We start from the raw sequence: 17,832 nt of genomic DNA, 5'->3' as shown, positions 1-17,832 counted from the left end.
TTTATCCGTTCACCGCAACATGTTCATTTGTAAATGCTGTCTCTTTGTCCTGTGCAACGGTTATGGTACCGACACTTCAGGGAGGCGTTACCCTGCCGCCCTGTTATGCTTTAACTTTTTTTTAACCAATGAGAACAAGACACAACACTTATCCCGGAGGTTTGGCCTGGATTATTTTTTTCCTGTTGTACAAGGTGATGCGTTACCGTTATACGGAGGTGATACAGAATTTGTCGCGCTCTTTTCCGGAGAAGTCATATGGGGAGATCAAGCGGATAGCCACTGATTTTTACCGGCATTTCAGCCGGTTGTTTGTAGAGATACCGTTATTGATGACCATGCCCAGGAAGCAGGCTTCCCGCAGGCTGGTGCTGCACAATGCCGCTTTGATAGAGCAGTACCTGGCACAGGGCAGGCCGGTGATCATGATGCTGGGGCATTATGGTAACTGGGAATGTATGTCGTTGTTGCCGGCATTATGGCATTATCCGGTATATGCTGTTTTCAAGCCTCTGCGCAACCGTTTCTTTGACCGCCTGATGCAGAAGATACGTTCCCGTTTTGGTTTACGGTTGCTGGCGATGGAAGACGCGCCACGTCATTTATTACAGCGCAAACCGCCACCGGGGGTTTACATCTTTATAGCTGACCAGTCGCCGCCGCAGCGCAAACATGTAGTTGATTTTCTGCATCAGCCTACGCCGGTGATTACCGGTACTGAACGGCTGGCCAAAGCGGTAGATGCAGTGGTGGTGTATGCCGTCATCCACAAAAAAGGTGGCCAGTGGGAGATGTCGTTTTCCCTGATAACCGATAAAGCGGCCACAGCAGCACCTTTTGAGATCACCCGGATTTTCAACACCCGTCTGGAAAAAGACATTTGCCAGTGTCCCGCTTATTGGCTGTGGACGCACCGGCGCTGGAAAAAAAACCTACGCTCATGAACACATGGATCCTTGTTATTGCATGCCTGACTGCCGCCAGCCTTGTCTTTCTGCTGGTGCTCGTTTCTCTGTTGTACCTGCTGATGCTACAGCACCGGGAGGAGCTTCCATAAAAAAACTGCCGACTACCGGCGGAGGTGATGACCTCCGCTGGCAGCCAGCAGCTGTGGAATATGATTAAACGAAGCGATGGGCAGACTTATTTCACCAGTTTCACCCGTACGGCATTAGGTCCTTTATGACCCATTTCCACTTCAAAAGTGACTCTGGCATTTTCCCTCACGCGATCCAGCAGTCCGTTCACATGCACGAAGATGCTTTCCTGTGTTTTCTGGTCTTTGATAAAACCATAACCTTTGGATTCGTTGAAGAAGGTGACCACGCCGGTACGGATCAGGCTCTCAGGCTCTTCATCCGATTGGCGGGCTACGCCGATTTGAATGTCTTCCAGGTTAATTTCTTTCTTTTTGCTGGGGTCCGGAGGAGTGGAAGTGATGTTACCATTTTCATCAATGTAAGCCATCATATCTTCCAGGCTCTTTCCTTTTTTACTGTTCGCCTGTCTTTCTTCTTTTTTTTCCTGTTTTTCTCTCTGCTTTTGCAGTTTTCTTTTTTCGATTTCTTTTTTACTGAGATTTTCCTTTTTACCGGAATTTTCTGATTTGTTCATAATTTTTTGTTTGCCGGTAAATGGTTTCCCTTTTGGTTTTTTTATAGGTTACATTTACCTACATCGAAGATACAAAAAAAAACGATGATGGACATGATTGTAAATGATTCCGCTGATCGTGGAGATCAGCGCTGATAAGGTGCGGAGTACACCTCCGCGCCTTATCATATTACACTAAATCATATTACATCAAAATACCCCATTCATCGTCGCGCTCGGGATAATCTTTAAATTTCTCCTCCCCGCCCCGGTCTTTCCAGTCTGAATCAATTACCAGCTTGGAGCTGATACCACCGCGTGGATTACACACCAGGGTAAGCCTGAGCCTATCGGGCTGATAAGTTTCTATCATATGATCATACATAATATTGATGAGTCGTTCATAAGAGACAATGATATCCCGCAGATGATAAACATACTGTTTGAGCGATTTCAGTTCGATGATCCTGCCTTTAGGATAAAAAGTGATGTATAACTTGGCGAAATCCGGTTGCTCATGCACCCCCAGGAAAGTAAATTCCGGCACTTTTATTTTCATTTCGTATTTCTCCTTAGAGGGGTTTGGCAACCCTTTCAAAATAGTCTTATCTATTTGCTGGTACAGCTTTTTACTCATATGAACGGATTAAATGGTATTACATTTTTGGGTAGATGTTATACGCCTGCCAGGATGCTTCTGAACAGGTCCATTTCCGCGCCGCAGCCAGGACAGCGGGCAGTGCCGAACAGATAAGGCCAACGTGCCCGCAAGGCGGGCATATCGAGTTGTGTCAGGAAATCGTAGCCCCATGCGTAACGGTTGGCAGCCGTAATGGTGCTTCCATCCCAAGCCGGTATTAGCTCCGGATGCGGAGTAACAGCGTCTCCTTCCTGTTCTTTATGAAACACCGGGTCTTCTGCATAGATCCGCAGCTCGTCGCCCTTAGGCCATACATGGCTACCGGCTTCGCAGGCAGGACAATAAGCCATATACTCCTCCCCTTCGTAATATTGGATAAAGACCCGGGCGAAGTCGCGCTGGCCGTGGGCTACTGCCAGCGCCGCCAGGAAATAGCTTTTGTCCGTCTCCTCCGGCAGCTCCCGGGCTTCCGGCAGCAGGGTTTCGCAGAGGGCCGGCAGCCGTTCCAGCGCCAGCAGGTAATCATTGAAGACAGCCTTTATCTCCTCCGGTGAAAGCCCGCTATTGTCCCGGAATTCAGCCGGGATGGTATCCTTTGCGGGCGGGTTACCGTCTGCAGCCAGGAGTATAGCCAGGCTACAGAGGATGTCTATCTGTGTTTCCGGATCGGTGTTGTTAGCCGCCAGTTCCAGCAGATAAGGGATGGTGGCGAATGTATTTTCGTAGAGGGTATCCTGATGGTAAATTTTTTCCCAGATAATTTCATCCAGCAGCTCTTTGGAGTAGTCGGACTGTAATCCGGCAATGGCTTCCGGCAGACTGCCGTCTATTCCAAATGGTCCGCTTAAGTGTTGCCAGGCTTTGGCATCGAGTGTTAACATACGGGCAAGATACATATCTCCCCAAAAAAAGAAAAACAAACGCATACAACATCGTTTTGTAAATCCGGGGCGTTGTATTATTTTCATACTACGCTCTGTTATATCAACAAGACACTTTTGGACCACGGTAATGAAAAACAATGGTTGCTCGCCGTTGCCAGCGGCGATGAACGCAGCTTCCGGCAGCTGGTACAACAGTACTGGCCGCAGGTGTATGGTACCGCTTTGCGGCTGACCCGCTCACCGGAACAAGCCAAAGACCTCTCCCAGGATATCTTTCTTAAACTATGGAACAACCGCGGGAAACTTTCCGAGGTAGACAATGCCGGCCCTTTTATTTATGTATGTGCCCGTAACCTGATCATGGACTTCCTCTCCAGAAAAGTATTACGCATCACCAACCTGGACGCACTGACCGGCCACCTGCAAGCCGACCCGCTGCCCGACGCCCAGTCCCGGCTGGAATACCGGGAACTGGAAAGCCTCCTCAGCAAAGCCATCGAACACCTGCCCGCCAAAGTAAAGGAAGTATTTATCCTTCACCGGTTCCAGGGCCTTACGCATCCGCAGATCGCGCAGCAGCTGAATATCTCTGTGGTCAGCTCCCAAACCTATATCGTGCGGGCCCTGCGCAGTATACGCGAGTACCTGGACCGCCATCCGGAGGGGGTGTTTACGTTACTGCTCCTCCTGGTAAATTTTTTTTAGATTTTTTTTGATTTCACTGTCTTACCCTACGCCTGTTTTCCGTCCTTCATCATACAAAGGGAAAACAGATGACCTTAAACCAGCAGCCGCATGTCTGATACATCATTTGAAGCACTGTTCAAAGGTTATATGAATGGTACGCTCAATGCGTCCGAGATACACCGTTTCCGCCAAATGGCGATGGAACGGGAGAATAAGGCCGTCCTTTCCCGTTTGCTGGAAGAAGCCTTCAGCAATCCGGCCTATGCAGAATCCGCCGACTACGACCCTGCGGAAATGGCCGGCGAGATACTGCAGAAAGCCCGTCAACAGGATGCCCAGTTGTCGATGCTGCCGCCGATGCGCAAACCACCTGTTTTCCGGCCCTGGTTTAAATACGTCGCAGCAGCCGCTATCTTCGGTTTCCTGGTAGCCGGCACCTGGAAATTTGCCGCCCGGCACCGCCACGAAAGGATACTCGCCGCCGGCAAACCGGTCGCCCCTGTCCCTCCCGGTACCGTACAACCGGTGCTGATCCTGGGCGATGGCTCCCGTGTATCACTCGACAGCGTGGCTAATGGTACCATTGCCCGGCAAGGCAATGCCCGCATCGTAAAACTCAGCAACGGCCAGGTAGCCTATCAACCGGAAGCCGGTAACAATGCCACTGTATTATATAACACCATGCAAACACCGCATGGCTGCATGTTCCGGCTAACCCTGCCCGATGGCTCCTCCGTTTGGCTCAATGCCGCTTCCTCCATCCGCTACCCTACCGCCTTTGCGGGCGACAGCCGGCAGGTGGAAGTAACCGGAGAAGCCTATTTTGATATCGCCAAAGATGAGCGCAAACCATTTACAGTCACAGTCAACCATGTTGACATACAAGTACTGGGCACCGCCTTTAACGTGAAGGCCTATCCGGAGGAAAACGGTCTCCGCACCACCCTGGTACAAGGCGCCGTGAACGTGAGCAGCGGTGCAGAGAAACAGCTGTTGCGCCCGGGCGAACAAGCCACTATCTCTCCCGGCGGCAGCTTCCACGTCAGCAAACCTAACCTGGAAGAAATCCTCAGTTGGAAAAACGGCGAATTTTACTTCCAGGATACCAACATCCAAACCATTATGCGGGAAGTGGCGCGATGGTACAATATAGATGTCAAATATGAAGGAGACATGAGCAAAGTGTCACTCTCGGGAATTATATCCAGGAATAAGGAAATCACGCAGCTGTTGAAAGCCCTGGAGTTGACCAAAGTAGTGCAGTTCCGGATACAGGGCAATGTGGTGTTTGTGACGCCGGGCCCGCAAAGCTGAGCAGCGTATACCGAAAAAAATCTATGATAAAAGCTTCCCCGGGGCTGAAGTACCGGGTTAAACCAAAATCAAATAAAAAAAGTAAAGCCAGAACAAACACCATTACTTATCCGCTGAAACATTTTTAGCCCAGGGCTTTTAGCAATGGGAACGGAAATTACCGGGGGCCCCCGGTGCGGGATAATATTGTGTGCATCGTCGTCCACGTTTTATGATTGCTTCATGTTTAAAATCCACGAGTAAAAAAATATGAAATTCCTTGCCACGCGCATTCCCACGGCCAGGCCGTTGTGGGTAATACTGACCATTGCACTACTACTGGCAGGTACCGCCAGCTACGCACAAAAAGTAACGGTATCGCTGAAAAATGTACCACTGGAAAAAGTGTTTTCCACGTTGAAACAGCAGACGGGCTATTCCTTTATCTGGCGCGGTGAATCTGCCGCATCCTATAAAAGCGTATCGCTGGAATGTAAAGACGCCCAGCTGGAACAGGTGCTGAAATCTTTCCTCGACGGGCTTTCCCTGACCTATCAGATTACAGACAGGATTGTGGTAGTGACACGCAAAGAAAACAATCCTACGCCTGACAACCAGGTGCAGGCTGCCCGCCTGCCTGTATCCGGAACAATAACGGACGATAAAGGACTACCCCTGCCAGGTGTCAGTGTCCGGGTAAAGGGCACCACTACCGGCGTCACAACCGATGCGCTGGGAAACTACACGGTGTTGGTACCGGCACATAACAGCATCCTGTTGTGCTCCTCTGTTGGCTTTGAAACCAAAGAGGTGAGTGTCAACGGGCAATCATCGCTGTACATTGTACTGCAACAAAAAAGTAATTCCCTGAATGACCTGGTAGTAGTGGGATACGGCACCCAGCAGAAAAAAAACCTGACATCGTCCGTTTCTTCCATCAAAGGCAGCGAGCTGACCGGCGTTGCGGTCACCAATCTGGATGCGGCCCTGCAGGGAAAAGCGCCCGGCGTACAGGTGGTACAAAACTCCGGCGCTCCCGGTGATGAAACGTATATCCGTATCCGTGGCAACGGTTCCCTCTTTGGAGAAAACCGCCCCCTGTACGTGATAGACGGCGTGCCGATGAGCAACCTGCCCGCTGCACAATACGGCGTTTCCGGCGACGGGCAACGGATCACCGCTACGAATAATATTAACCCGAATGATATACAATCGGTGGAAATATTAAAAGACGCCGCGGCAACTGCCATTTATGGCTCCAGGGGCGCCAACGGCGTGATCCTCATCACCACTAAAAGAGGCGCCGAAGGGAAGTCCCGCTTTAACTTCAGCATGTACACCGGGGTTTCTGATATTCCTAAAAGGTTACCGCTGCTAAACGGCGACCAGTTCGTGGACCTCTTCAATGAATCCCGTACCAATGCCGGCATGCCGCTGGACCCGGCTATCGTAAAAACAGGCAGGAACACCAACTGGCAGGATGCTATTTTCCGCTCCGCGCCGGTATCCAACTACAACCTGTCCATTTCCGGCGGTACGCCCCGCACCTCCCATTACGTGTCTGTCGGCTATCTCGATCAAACCGGCACCGTGGTAGGCGTACAGCATTTCAAACGGTTCAACGGCCGCGCGAACTTCGACTTCATGGCTACCGATAAAATGAAAATCGGCGTCAACCTCACCGGGGTACACTCCATCAACAACCGCATGGATAACAGTTTCTCCGGCCAATCCGTACTGGCGCTGGCTTTGATAGAAAATCCCAACGACCCGATCTACAATCCCAACGGCACCTTTTATACTGATCCCAACCGCCACTGGACCAATCCTGTGATGATTGCACACTCACTGCGGTTCCAGTCCATCGTGGACAGTTATATCGGTAACCTCTACGGCGAATACACGATCATCCCCGGCCTGAAATTCAGGACCAGCTTTGGTTTCGACAACCAACACGTTACCGACGACCGTTACCAGTCGAAGATTGTCAACAACCAATCGCCTGCCACCGGCTTTGTATCTGTGTTCTCCCAGTTCCTGTGGGTGAATGAAAACACACTTTCCTATACGCCCGCACTCCGGAACAGTAAACATAAACTCGTTGTTTTACTGGGACAAAGTGCGCAGGAAGCCAATGTACGTCGCATCAGCGTTTCCGGTAATACCAATTCTACCGATATCATCCAGGCAGTGACCGGCTTCACCAACCTGTCTTCACCACTGGACTATCGCTCCCAATGGGGACTGGTGAGTTATTTCGGCAGAGCGAGCTACAACTTTGACGATCGTTATTTACTGGAAGGCGTACTGCGTACCGATGGTTCCTCCCGCTTCGGCGCCAATAAAAAATACGGCTTCTTTCCCTCTATTTCCGCAGGCTGGCGCATCATCAATGAAGGTTTTATGAAGGACCAGCATTTCTTCTCCGACCTGAAACTGCGTGGCAGCATCGGTGTTACCGGTAACAACGAAGGTCTCGGCAGCGACTTTCCCTCACTGGCCACCTACTCCACAGGCTATAACTACGGCGCCGCCGCCGGGATTGCCCCTACCTCCCTCTCCAACCGCGACCTTAGCTGGGAAGCCACCACTTCCACCAACCTGGCGCTGGACATGAGTTTCCTGGATAGCCGCATCAATGTTACCGTGGAAGCCTATCGCAAAATGACCAACCGGCTGATATTTAAACTCGAACTACCCTATACCTCCGGATTTAACCGTACCAACGGCGCCAACATCGGACAACTCATGAACAAAGGCCTGGAAATAGGTATCAACACAGAAAACATCCGGGGTAAGTTTACCTGGAACACCAACTTCAACCTCTACTTTAACCGCAATAAAATCACCGGTCTGCCGGAGACTGTGGCCGGCGACCCGTCCAGCTCGGACTTTACAGAGAGTTTACCCGGTTCTTTTTATACCAGTCAGCCGACCAGTATTTTCCGTGTAGGCGAGCCCGTTGGTTCCTTTTTCGGCTACCGCAATAAAGGCGTAGATCCTGCCACCGGCAATATGATCTATGACGATATTAATAAAGATGGTAAGATCACCGCAGCCGACCGCGTAATCCTGGGAAATGCGTTGCCCGACTTTACCGGTGGCCTCACCAACAGTTTCAGCTATAAAGGAGTAGACCTCAGCTTTTTCTTTTACTGGTCGTATGGCAACAAGGTCTACAACCAAACCCGCAGTATGCTGGAACGTATGAGCAGCTACAATAACGGGGACGCCAGAACGCTGAACCGCTGGACACCCACCAACACGCAGACCGACGTACCCAAGGCCATCTTCAACGATCCCGTGGTGCCTAATAGTCTCACCAACGGCGAAGTATCCCAGCGTTTCGTGGAAGACGGTTCCTTCCTGCGCTTAAAAAATGTGACAGTAGGTTACACGTTTCCCACCGCCATGTTGAAACGCGTGCGTATCAGCAGTGCCAGGGTGTATGTCAGCGCACAAAACCTCTTCCTGATCACCAACTATTCCGGGTATGATCCCGAATCACAGAACCAGTCCGTTAAGAACTCCCAGCTGGGCATCGACTGGGCCGTACAACCACAGCCACGCACCTTTATGGCCGGATTAAACCTGAACTTCTAAAGCGACCAGACATGAAAAAAACAGGCATCTTTTTACTCGCTATAGCCTTTGCTTCCTGCACCAAAGTATTGGACCAGACGCCGGAATACACCATTGCAGAAGACAACTTCTGGCTTACCGCCGCCGATGCAGAAAGCGCCGCCGTGGGCATTTATCCGGCAGTGCAGAGCCTTGCGCAGCAGTTCCCGCTCGCCTTTGACGCCGCCTCCGACGCCGCCACTGCGTTGCTGATCAACTATGCACCGTTTAGCCAGCATGGTATCCCGGTGGACAATCCCATCGTTGCTTCCTACTGGCAGAACAACTATACCGGCATTGGCAGGGCCAATGATCTGCTGAAAAATGTGCCGGGTATGAGAGACAGTCTTTTTACCGGCAACCGTAAACAGGAATTGCTGGGAGAAGCGCGTTTCCTGCGGGCCTATTTTTATTTCAACCTGATCAAGGCTTACGGTCCCGTGCCGCTGGTAACGCAGCCGTACAACTCCTTCAACGCGGATTTCACGATTGAGCGTTCACCCGTGGACGTAGTTTTTCAGCAGATCATCGCCGATCTGAGCATCGCGGAATCTTCGTTACCTACCAGTTACCCTACCGGGGCAGATACCCGTGGGCGCGCCACGCAGGGTACCGCCAAAGCTTTGCTGGCTAAGGCTTACCTCAGCATCAAAAAGTATGACTCCGCCGCTGTTAAAGCGCAGGATGTGATGAACAGCACCGTGTATGCGTTGGTGAATGGCGCTATAGCGTATAATAATATGTTTACCGTCAGCGGTAAAAACAGCACTGAGTCTATTTTTGAAATACAATATGTCAGCTCTTCGGCGCAGGCGAATGGTTTGTATAGTTTTTATATGCCCGTTAACGGTATCCCTGCCGGTCAGCAGACCGGCGGCTACCAGGTAACGCCTACCAGTAAGATGATGAGCCTCTACCCCACCGGCGATATCCGTAAAAGCGCTACCGTCGGCACTTCCGCCGGCACTACCCCGGTGAATTATGTCTGCAAATTCATCCGGCTTACCAATGGTACCGAGCCAAATATCATTGCTTTGCGATTGGCAGATATCATCTTAGTGAGAGCCGAAGCGCTGGATAAGCTGGGTAATTATGCTGATGCCGTTGAAATGTTGAATATCATCCGTCGCCGTGCCTATGGTCAACCTACCACTGCTCCTTCCGCCTACGATTTTCCACAGGCCGGCGAAACGGCTGCCGACCTCACCGTTGCCATAGAAACCGAGCGGTTGAAGGAACTGGCTTTTGAAGGCCATCGTTTCTATGATTTGGCACGTACCGGTCGCGCTACCGCCGTACTGGGCATCAGCACCGATCAGACGCTGTGGCCTATCCCGCTGCGGGAGCTGGGACGTAACCCGCGTTTGCAGCAGAACCACGGCTACTAAGCATATGCTTTTCACCCTCAAACTCCATCTATATGAAAAAAACATCTACCGTATTATCAGGCTTGCTGCTGGCTTTTGCCAGCAGCTACGGCCAGTATACCACCACCTGGATGGGCAACAATTTTTCCGATGTGAACAACCATGTCGGCAACTGCGCCCGTTCCATGTGGGTATCGCCGCAGGGTGTGGTATATACCGCTGCCATGTGGGACGAAAAAGGCCGCAACATCGGCATTTACCAGAACGGCGCCACACTGGGCTCTATGGGCGGTAACAAAGAATCGCAGGGCAGTGCTATAGGAGGTGATGCCACTTATATTTTCACCGCCCAGCAAACGCCTAATGGTGGCAAAGTAGGCCGTTACAACCGCGCCACCAAAGTGCGCGACCTGTTGTTTGCTGCCAGCGCCGGCACCACCGGCGACGTTATTGGCGGCATTGCCGTATCAGCAGGACGTGTATACGTAGCCGATTCCAGTGGAAACCGTATTGTTGTTTTCACTACCGGCGGCGTACAGTTGCGGCAGTGGCCGGTGGCCGGTCCGGGCGCAGTAGCCATAGACAGCAGCGGCCGGCTATGGGTAGCGCAGCGTTACCAGGGCAAAGTGCTGAGTTTCGATACTACCGGCGTAGCGGGAACTACCATCTCACTGGGCGCCAGCGCAAGGCCGTCCGCATTATATGCCGATAGTATCCGGGGCCAGCTGTTGATCGGCGACCAGGGACCGGATATGCAGATCAAAATCTACGGCAACCTAACGGGAACGCCTGTACTGTCCGGCACATTTGGCGTGCAGGGAGGTTACCTGAACCAGAGCAGCGGTATCAGGGGCGCCACGGGCGATAAACGGTTTACCCGTGTAGCAGGTATCAGCCGCGATGCCGCCGGTAACCTGTACGTACTCAACAATCCCTGGGGAGGCACCTGGGACCTGGGCCGAAACGGCGCTACAGACATTCATTGCTACAACAATGCCGGTAATCTCCTGTGGACGCTCCAGGCGCTCAACTTCGAAGGCAACGCCTCCGCCGATGCCGGCAGCGACGGGACTTATTTTTACAGCGGTAACATCATCTATTCCTACACCGGTACCGATGGCGGCACTTATGTAGCCAACACCGTAGACCCGTACCGCTACCCGCTGGATGCCCGTATACAGATGACGGACCATGCGCGTGGCGAACATTTCGGACACCTGGCAAACGTGGGCGGGCACAAGATCCTCATCGCCTGCAACCAGAATGCCGATATATTTTATACCTATTATTTCAATGAAGCGACCGATGGTTACATCGCTATCCCAAATGACACCATCAGCAAAGTACGCAATGGTTTCTGCCTGGATTCCATCGGGGATATCTGGATTTCGCAGGATAAGACAGATGCTATCCAGCATTATCCGCTGACGGGCTTTGCAGCCAACGGCAAACCTATATATGGTCCGGTGGTATCTACGCCAACACCCGCGTCTATTGCGCGGCTGAACAGGATCGAATATGTTCCCGCCAGCGATATGATGGTGCTGGCCGGTGGCAATACAGACTGGACGCTGATTGGCAACCGGATAGAAGTATACCGTGGCTGGAAAGCGGGAAACCGCACTCCTAACCTGGTGATTACGCTGAGCCGTGCACAGGCCAAATCCATGTCGGCTGCCGGTAACTATCTTTTTGTGGGTTACTACGCCATTCCCGATATCGATGTGTTCGACCTGAGTACCGGCGCACTGGTACTTACCATGAACACCAGCAATCCGGCTGTATACGTAGGCAACGATGTGGATTCCCAATATGGTATCAAAGCATATCACCGCAGTACCGGAGAATACCTGATCACCAAAGACGACTACAATGCCAACAAGGTAGTGCTGTACCGCTGGACGCCCGCCACCGCGCCGGCTACGTCCGATAGTGTTACAACAGCTACGGCTACACTCGTTTCGAGGAATGCCAATGCCGGTTTCAGGATATTTCCCAATCCGGTGGACAAAACACTGTACATAGACCTGAAACAAACAGCTGCCAAAGGTTATACACTCGACATTTTTGATTTTTCCGGAAAAACCGTCAAAACCATGCAAGCCAACGGCCAGGGCCAAATGCAGGCCGATGTGGCTGGTTTAATGCCAGGTTCCTATGTATTGCGCATCATGGATGCTGCCAGTCGTAAGGTACTCGGCCAACAGAAATTCATCAAGCTATAAAAAAGTAAAAAGGAATGAAATATTTATGGATACTCGGGCTGTTGATCGGCAGCGGGTATAACGGTATGGCACAAATGAAAGCGCCGGCCGACTGGGTACACTATGAAGATGTACTGGGGGTAAAAACCAACCAGCGTCATTATGACTATGATGTGAGCGTGATACGGGCTTCCTGTCCCAGTAACGTATTGTGGCCGGGTGAACAACCTTCCTATACGTTACAGGTAGTGAACCGGCTGAACGAGCCGATGGTAACCACCGGCCATATTGAAATGATCCCTTATGGCACCCGTGGCATGCCTGGCGACATCTGGCTGCCCGAAATGATCTCCCATGGCCCGGTAACCAGCACGCCGGTGACGGTTAATATTCCCGCCGGCGGTTATCTCAATCTTGAACATTTACCCAGCATACCCGCCCGTTTTGGCGGGTATGCCCTGGTGATGGACCTGGGTAAATATGGCCGGAGAATGATCACCAGCCTGGTACGCACTTTCGCCGCCAACCCGCAACGGCTGCAGTATCCCAAACAATCGCTCGATGATATGGGCGCCGGTTTCCTGCAGCGTGTAGGCGTGCAGGCTATCCGTATGGGCGTAGATTACACGCCTACTAACGCACCGGACTATACGCAGAAAATGCGCGAACTGGATGCCAAAATTAAAGAGTACCAATCCAAAAATATTACCATCCTGCTGATGTTTGGCGCCGGCACAGCACCTTTGCCGCTGGGCATGCCGCGCTCCTTCCTGGACTCCAATCACGTGATGAAAAAGACCAAACAGGATTTTGTATGGGCCCCTTCGTCCGATGCCGATTTCCAATTGTTCGTCAACCGCCTGTGTACCCAATACGGCTGGCCTAAAGGACCGGTGACAGCCGTATCGTTATGGAACGAGCCCTGGGAGGGCGCCTCTATCTCCGGCTGGCAGTCAGACATTTTGCGCTACCGGGAGATATACAGCGTAATGGCCAAGGCCGTACTGGATGCGCGTAAAAAAGGGGCTGACGTATTGGTAGGCGGCGGCGACTCTAATTCCAACGCCTGGGATAAACTTTTTGCCGACGGCAAAATGACTTTCCTGCCTGTTTTCGATTTCTGCTCTATCCACTACCAGGGTATGGAATCGCCGGCCATTTATCCGGAGTGGGTTAACCGCCAATCGTCCAGGGGCCGTGTGAAGATCTGGGATACAGAAAGCTGGGTGGGCAATACGGATGATCGTATAGGCCTTACCGTTGCCACCAACCGCTCCTCCGGTTACGACCGTTCCATGGGCATATACGCCGGTTACATGTATAGCGGCGGCCGGGGCAGCGAACATTTCACCCAGTCCGTACGGACGCCCGAAGGAACCAAAACCATTACCCGTATTCCCGACACCTGGTCTCAGGCCGCCGCCCTGGGCGCAGTACAGCACCTGGTAGGCGAACGTGATTTCCGGCAGCTGCTGTTTACCAACGGACTGCCCTGGGTGATGGTGTTTGATGCACCACAGCGTCCGGATGACGGTACAGTTGTCATCAGCGGTGATATCGGGGAAGCTTTTGGTCCGGAGAGGGTGTTGTTTCGCGGCGTAAGAGGACTTAATGAAGTGACTGATAAAGAAAAGATCAGGGCCGCCATTGCCGCCGGTAGTCCGCAGGCCGACAGTCTGCAACAGGAATTGCTGAAATACCGTCCGCTTAGCGGCGGCCGCATGATACTGCCTGCGGCGGCCTATCTCCGGTTGTATGATTTTTATGGTAACCCTATTGCCCCGGCTAACGATCAGCTGGAGATACCACTCAACAGTCAGGGTTATTACCTGCGTACCGACGGTTCCAAAGGCTCCTTCAACAAACTGCTGGCTGCGGTAAAAGCCGCCCGTATAGAAGGTTACGCGCCTGTGGAGATCATCGCCAAAGACATGACCTCCCGCATTTCCTCATCGTCCGTGATGCGTTTACAGCTGACCAATATTTTGAACCGCCCGGTCAAAGGAAAGCTGGCCGTTACCTTACAGGGACTGCGTGTATCCGCCCCCGATACCGTTTCCCTTGCACCGCATGAAACCCGTACCATTCCGGTGAAGATCACCGGCGGTATAGCCGCCGCCAACAATACCTATCCGCTTGCGGTGCATTTTAATGCCGGCACGGACGGGATGGCTACTCATTATGAAGATATGCACGTGAACGTTATCTCCCGGCTACGCATCAACGTAGATGGCCGGCTGGATGACTGGAAGGATGCCCTGCCGCAAACCGTCAGCAGCAAAGGCGCCGCCGAGGTGAGTGTTACCGAAGCAGCCTGGTACCCGTTCAAAAACTTCGATACTAACGCCAACGGGTATGCCAACGGGTACTTTGCCCATGACGATCGTTATTTCTACTTCGCCGCCAAGGTGGCCGACAGCACGCCTCATCCGGGAACCTATCGTTTTGCGCAGCGCCCCGATGACGAGTTCTTTTATCCCGATACCGCTTATATCCTGGACATGCAGCAGTCGCTTGTGATCAAGGAAAACAGCGCCCCCGCCACAGACGCCGCTGCACTGCAATTACCGGAAGGCAACGGCCGTATCCTGCACTATTGGGAAAGCGGCGACAATACCAATTCCTTCGGAGTGGACCTGCATCTGCCGCAGCCAACGCAGGTAGCTTTGTATCTGCCCTCGCTGAAAGTATCTTCCCTGCGCCTGGAAGTGTATGACAACAAAACCCGGCAATACCTGTTCCGCCGTACCCTCACCAACCTCTGGGGCGGCGCCTGGGAAGTGCTGCGCCTGGAAGGCGATATACGTGTCATTCTGCATGCCAACGCCTGGTGGTATACACCCAAACTGGCCGCGCTGATGTTTGACAAGCCAACATCCGACAGCATTTTTGTAAAAGAAGATTTTGATACCCGAGGCAACTGGAAAAACGTCTATGGCGCGTCAGGACATTATATTGTGGGCGCCGGCCCCGCCCTGCCCGCAGGCGTTACCCTGGCACCCGCCCACAAAGAGATGAAAGAACCCCTGATATGGCCGGCCGGTGTACGGCATTATACCTATCAGAAAAATCCGGTCACACCGGATAACTCAGGATTAGGGTATTCGTATGACAACGTATTACTGGCCTTTAACGTGATCCCCGAAGGTAAAGACGGTATGCTGGCCAATCCCCCGGGTACCATGCCCCGCTATACCGGCTATAAATGTACCGACTATGAATATGCCTTTAACCCCGTAGCCGCGCAATATGGCGGTGGTACCGAAATATGGCGGTTACTGGTACCGGGGCTTAACCGGAAACACTTTTTCCCGAGGCAGCCGAAATCCGATAAGGAGGGACCCGTTACCAAAGGTAAACTGGTGATTCGCCGGGAAGGCAATACCGTCATCACCGAATGCGCTATCCCCTGGGAAGAGATACCCGATGTAAAAGCAGCTGTTGACAATGGTGAGCGGATAAAACTTTCCTTCCGGGTGAATGATAACGGCGCCCCTGGCAGCTGTATGGAACTGGCCAAAGAACGAAGCGTGTCCAAACAAAATGCCCGTGCCTTTCATCCCGACTGGAAAGTGCACTGGTCCAATGAAGTAGAGTTTGGTGTAGAAAAGTAGTTTAGTCCCTCGCGAAACCTACGATCATATCCGTTACCTGGAAACTGCTGCGGGCAGGCTTTTTCTCTCCGGGTACCACCAGTCTGAAAGGCCCTTTTCCGGCGGGCAGCGGTTGTCCGCCGGATTCATCTGCCAGGATAACTACCTTATCGGTGAAAGCACTGTCCAGTTCAGCAAGTGAGAACAGTACTTCATACCCATCTGCGCAGCGTACCAGCAGGTATTTACGGAGATTTTTCCCCTTTAATGTTTTTCCCGTGGTGACACCCGCCTGTTCCAGGATTTCCTGTACCGGTACGCCCGTATAGGCGCGTTCGTTACCTTCATGGTCTTTCAGTGCGACCGTAGTACGTTTCATCTGGCGCAGGTTTTCCGGATAAAGGGTTAGTGGGTGGGTAACTTCCCCGGAAACCTTCACGGCCGGCTTTTGTTGGCCTACGGCATTCAGTCCGGTCGCTAACAGCAGGACTATCAAAAAGTGTCTTATTATCAACATAAACAATGATTAAAAGCATTTCCTATTCCTAAATATAACCCTGCTTTCAAAAAAAATAACATCTTTCTGTCGGCAGGAACCGCCAAACATAATTACCTTGCAGGGCATTTTATCCATTATTTCAGAACCATCTTTGTTGTTAATTATGAAAAAGGTATTCCTGCTACTCGGTATCAGTGCATGGGCGGGCACTACGCAAGCCCAGCTTTTTGACCGTATCAAAAATAAAGTTCAGCAGAAAGTCAACGAAAAGATAGACCAGACGATTGACAATGCCACGGCTCCTAAAAAGAAGAGTGAAGAAAACACTAACGGTTCCGGCAATACGACGACGTCCACCACTTCTTCGGGCAATACGAACAATGGCAATGAGGGCGCTGTTGCCAATACTGATATCAGGTCCTATTCCCGGTTTGACTTTGTACCCGGTGAAAAAATTATCATGCAGGAGAATTTTGCCCAGGATGCTGTAGGTGAATTTCCGGCCCAGTGGAATACCCGTTCCGGTGCGGAAGTGGTGACAGTAAGCAACCGTCCGGGTAAATGGCTGGCCATCAAACAGGACGGTGTTTTTTACCCGGAATACCTGACCAGCAACTTCCCCGACAACTTCACCCTACAGGTAGATGTAATGGCCAGCAACGGTATTGCCGGTATCGGCAACCTGACCGTGAGTCTGCTGAAAGCGGCGAGTGCCGACGAAAAATTTGACCTCGGTACCGACAACCACATTATGTCTCCCTCCTTTAAAGTATCGCTTGCACCCAAACATTCCGGCGACGGTTACCTCCGTTATTCCTCCAATGTGATCGGCAGCAATACGATCAATGGTTTGCCTGTATTCAACGTACCAAAGAAAAACTATGTACGGGTATCTATCTGGCGGCAGAAACAACGGGTACGCGTATATCTTGACAGCACCAAAATCGTAGACCTCCCACGCGCACTGGATGCCAGCGCTGTGCTCAACACACTGGCATTTGCCGCCTATGCACCGGACTACGACAAACAGGATGGCACCTTCTACATCAGTAATATCACCCTGGCAGTAGGCGCTCCCGATACCCGCAACAAACTGATCACCGAAGGCAAATTCGTCTCCCATGGCATTCTCTTCGATACCAACAGCGACCGGATCAAAGCGGAATCTTATGGTGCGTTAAAAGACATTGCCAACGTGCTGACAGAGAATGCAGCCGTACGGGTTAAAATTGTAGGTCATACTGATGCAGATGGCAACGACAAACTAAACCTCGACCTGTCCAAACGTCGCGCAGACGCGGTAAAAGCGGCATTAAACAAAGACTTCGGTATCGATGTAACCCGGTTGGAAACAGACGGCAAAGGCAAAACACAGCCGATCGATAATAACAACACCGAAGTGGGCAAGGCTAATAACCGCAGAGTAGAATTTATCAAATTATAAATAACCG

Annotated in this window: 12 protein-coding genes; 8 read left to right on the top strand and 4 right to left on the bottom strand. The window is 51.8% G+C overall.

The genetic code is table 11. From position 1 onward, the window contains the following. Positions 1-128: 128 nt before the first annotated feature. Positions 129-944, top strand: coding sequence for a lysophospholipid acyltransferase family protein (locus ICL07_RS27930; RefSeq protein ID WP_188091364.1), 816 nt, complete (start codon positions 129-131; stop codon positions 942-944). A gap of 199 nt (positions 945-1,143) precedes the next feature. Here ICL07_RS27930 and ICL07_RS27925 read toward each other — a convergent pair whose 3' ends face one another. The 3 genes from ICL07_RS27925 to ICL07_RS27915 form a co-directional block, all read right to left on the bottom strand. After that, positions 1,144-1,614, bottom strand: a complete 471-nt coding sequence (locus ICL07_RS27925) for a cold-shock protein (RefSeq protein ID WP_188091363.1) — start codon at positions 1,612-1,614, stop codon at positions 1,144-1,146. A 184-nt stretch (positions 1,615-1,798) separates the two neighbouring features. Beyond that, complete coding sequence (locus tag ICL07_RS27920; RefSeq protein WP_188091362.1) at positions 1,799-2,230, bottom strand: preQ(1) synthase; 432 nt, start codon at positions 2,228-2,230, stop codon at positions 1,799-1,801. Positions 2,231-2,268: 38 nt separating this feature from the next. Next, the gene (locus ICL07_RS27915) at positions 2,269-3,159 is read right to left on the bottom strand and encodes a hypothetical protein (RefSeq protein WP_188091361.1); all 891 of its coding nucleotides are present in this window, start codon (positions 3,157-3,159) and stop codon (positions 2,269-2,271) included. A 27-nt stretch (positions 3,160-3,186) separates the two neighbouring features. Between ICL07_RS27915 and ICL07_RS27910 the strand changes: the two genes are divergently transcribed. The 6 genes from ICL07_RS27910 (at position 3,187) to ICL07_RS27885 (ending at position 15,903) form a co-directional block, all read left to right on the top strand. Further along, on the top strand, positions 3,187-3,822 hold the full coding sequence (locus tag ICL07_RS27910; RefSeq protein WP_188091360.1) for an RNA polymerase sigma factor: 636 nt from the start codon (positions 3,187-3,189) through the stop codon (positions 3,820-3,822). 90 nt (positions 3,823-3,912) lie between these two features. Then, entirely contained in the window at positions 3,913-5,118 is a 1,206-nt protein-coding gene (locus ICL07_RS27905) for a FecR family protein (RefSeq protein ID WP_188091359.1), read from the top strand. A gap of 249 nt (positions 5,119-5,367) precedes the next feature. Continuing rightward, positions 5,368-8,700 carry a TonB-dependent receptor gene (locus ICL07_RS27900; RefSeq protein ID WP_188091358.1) on the top strand — a complete coding sequence of 1,111 codons (3,333 nt, stop codon included), beginning with the start codon at positions 5,368-5,370 and terminating at the stop codon, positions 8,698-8,700. An 11-nt stretch (positions 8,701-8,711) separates the two neighbouring features. Further along, entirely contained in the window at positions 8,712-10,106 is a 1,395-nt protein-coding gene (locus ICL07_RS27895) for a RagB/SusD family nutrient uptake outer membrane protein (RefSeq protein ID WP_188091357.1), read from the top strand. A 32-nt stretch (positions 10,107-10,138) separates the two neighbouring features. After that, positions 10,139-12,310 (top strand): T9SS type A sorting domain-containing protein, encoded by a 2,172-nt coding sequence (locus ICL07_RS27890; RefSeq protein WP_188091356.1) that lies wholly within the window; start codon positions 10,139-10,141, stop codon positions 12,308-12,310. 14 nt (positions 12,311-12,324) lie between these two features. Continuing rightward, positions 12,325-15,903, top strand: a complete 3,579-nt coding sequence (locus tag ICL07_RS27885) for a DOMON domain-containing protein (RefSeq protein ID WP_188091355.1) — start codon at positions 12,325-12,327, stop codon at positions 15,901-15,903. 1 nt (position 15,904) lies between these two features. Here ICL07_RS27885 and ICL07_RS27880 read toward each other — a convergent pair whose 3' ends face one another. After that, positions 15,905-16,399 carry a molybdopterin-dependent oxidoreductase gene (locus ICL07_RS27880; RefSeq protein WP_188091354.1) on the bottom strand — a complete coding sequence of 165 codons (495 nt, stop codon included), beginning with the start codon at positions 16,397-16,399 and terminating at the stop codon, positions 15,905-15,907. Positions 16,400-16,544: 145 nt separating this feature from the next. Between ICL07_RS27880 and ICL07_RS27875 the strand changes: the two genes are divergently transcribed. Beyond that, on the top strand, positions 16,545-17,825 hold the full coding sequence (locus ICL07_RS27875; protein WP_188091353.1) for an OmpA family protein: 1,281 nt from the start codon (positions 16,545-16,547) through the stop codon (positions 17,823-17,825). Positions 17,826-17,832: the final 7 nt, after the last annotated feature.

This window comes from Chitinophaga qingshengii (genome assembly GCF_014529935.1).
In the GTDB taxonomy this organism is placed as follows: domain Bacteria; phylum Bacteroidota; class Bacteroidia; order Chitinophagales; family Chitinophagaceae; genus Chitinophaga; species Chitinophaga qingshengii.
Note: the sequence above shows the minus strand (reverse complement) of the source record. Positions and strands in the feature narration are given on the sequence as shown.

Coding starts and splice junctions, on each gene's coding strand:
- ICL07_RS27930 (WP_188091364.1), top strand. CDS start 129: ATGAGAACAAGACACAACACTTATCCCGGAGGTTTGGCCTGGATTATT.
- ICL07_RS27925 (WP_188091363.1), bottom strand. CDS start 1,614: ATGAACAAATCAGAAAATTCCGGTAAAAAGGAAAATCTCAGTAAAAAA.
- ICL07_RS27920 (WP_188091362.1), bottom strand. CDS start 2,230: ATGAGTAAAAAGCTGTACCAGCAAATAGATAAGACTATTTTGAAAGGG.
- ICL07_RS27915 (WP_188091361.1), bottom strand. CDS start 3,159: ATGCGTTTGTTTTTCTTTTTTTGGGGAGATATGTATCTTGCCCGTATG.
- ICL07_RS27905 (WP_188091359.1), top strand. CDS start 3,913: ATGTCTGATACATCATTTGAAGCACTGTTCAAAGGTTATATGAATGGT.
- ICL07_RS27900 (WP_188091358.1), top strand. CDS start 5,368: ATGAAATTCCTTGCCACGCGCATTCCCACGGCCAGGCCGTTGTGGGTA.
- ICL07_RS27895 (WP_188091357.1), top strand. CDS start 8,712: ATGAAAAAAACAGGCATCTTTTTACTCGCTATAGCCTTTGCTTCCTGC.
- ICL07_RS27890 (WP_188091356.1), top strand. CDS start 10,139: ATGAAAAAAACATCTACCGTATTATCAGGCTTGCTGCTGGCTTTTGCC.
- ICL07_RS27885 (WP_188091355.1), top strand. CDS start 12,325: ATGAAATATTTATGGATACTCGGGCTGTTGATCGGCAGCGGGTATAAC.
- ICL07_RS27880 (WP_188091354.1), bottom strand. CDS start 16,399: ATGTTGATAATAAGACACTTTTTGATAGTCCTGCTGTTAGCGACCGGA.
- ICL07_RS27875 (WP_188091353.1), top strand. CDS start 16,545: ATGAAAAAGGTATTCCTGCTACTCGGTATCAGTGCATGGGCGGGCACT.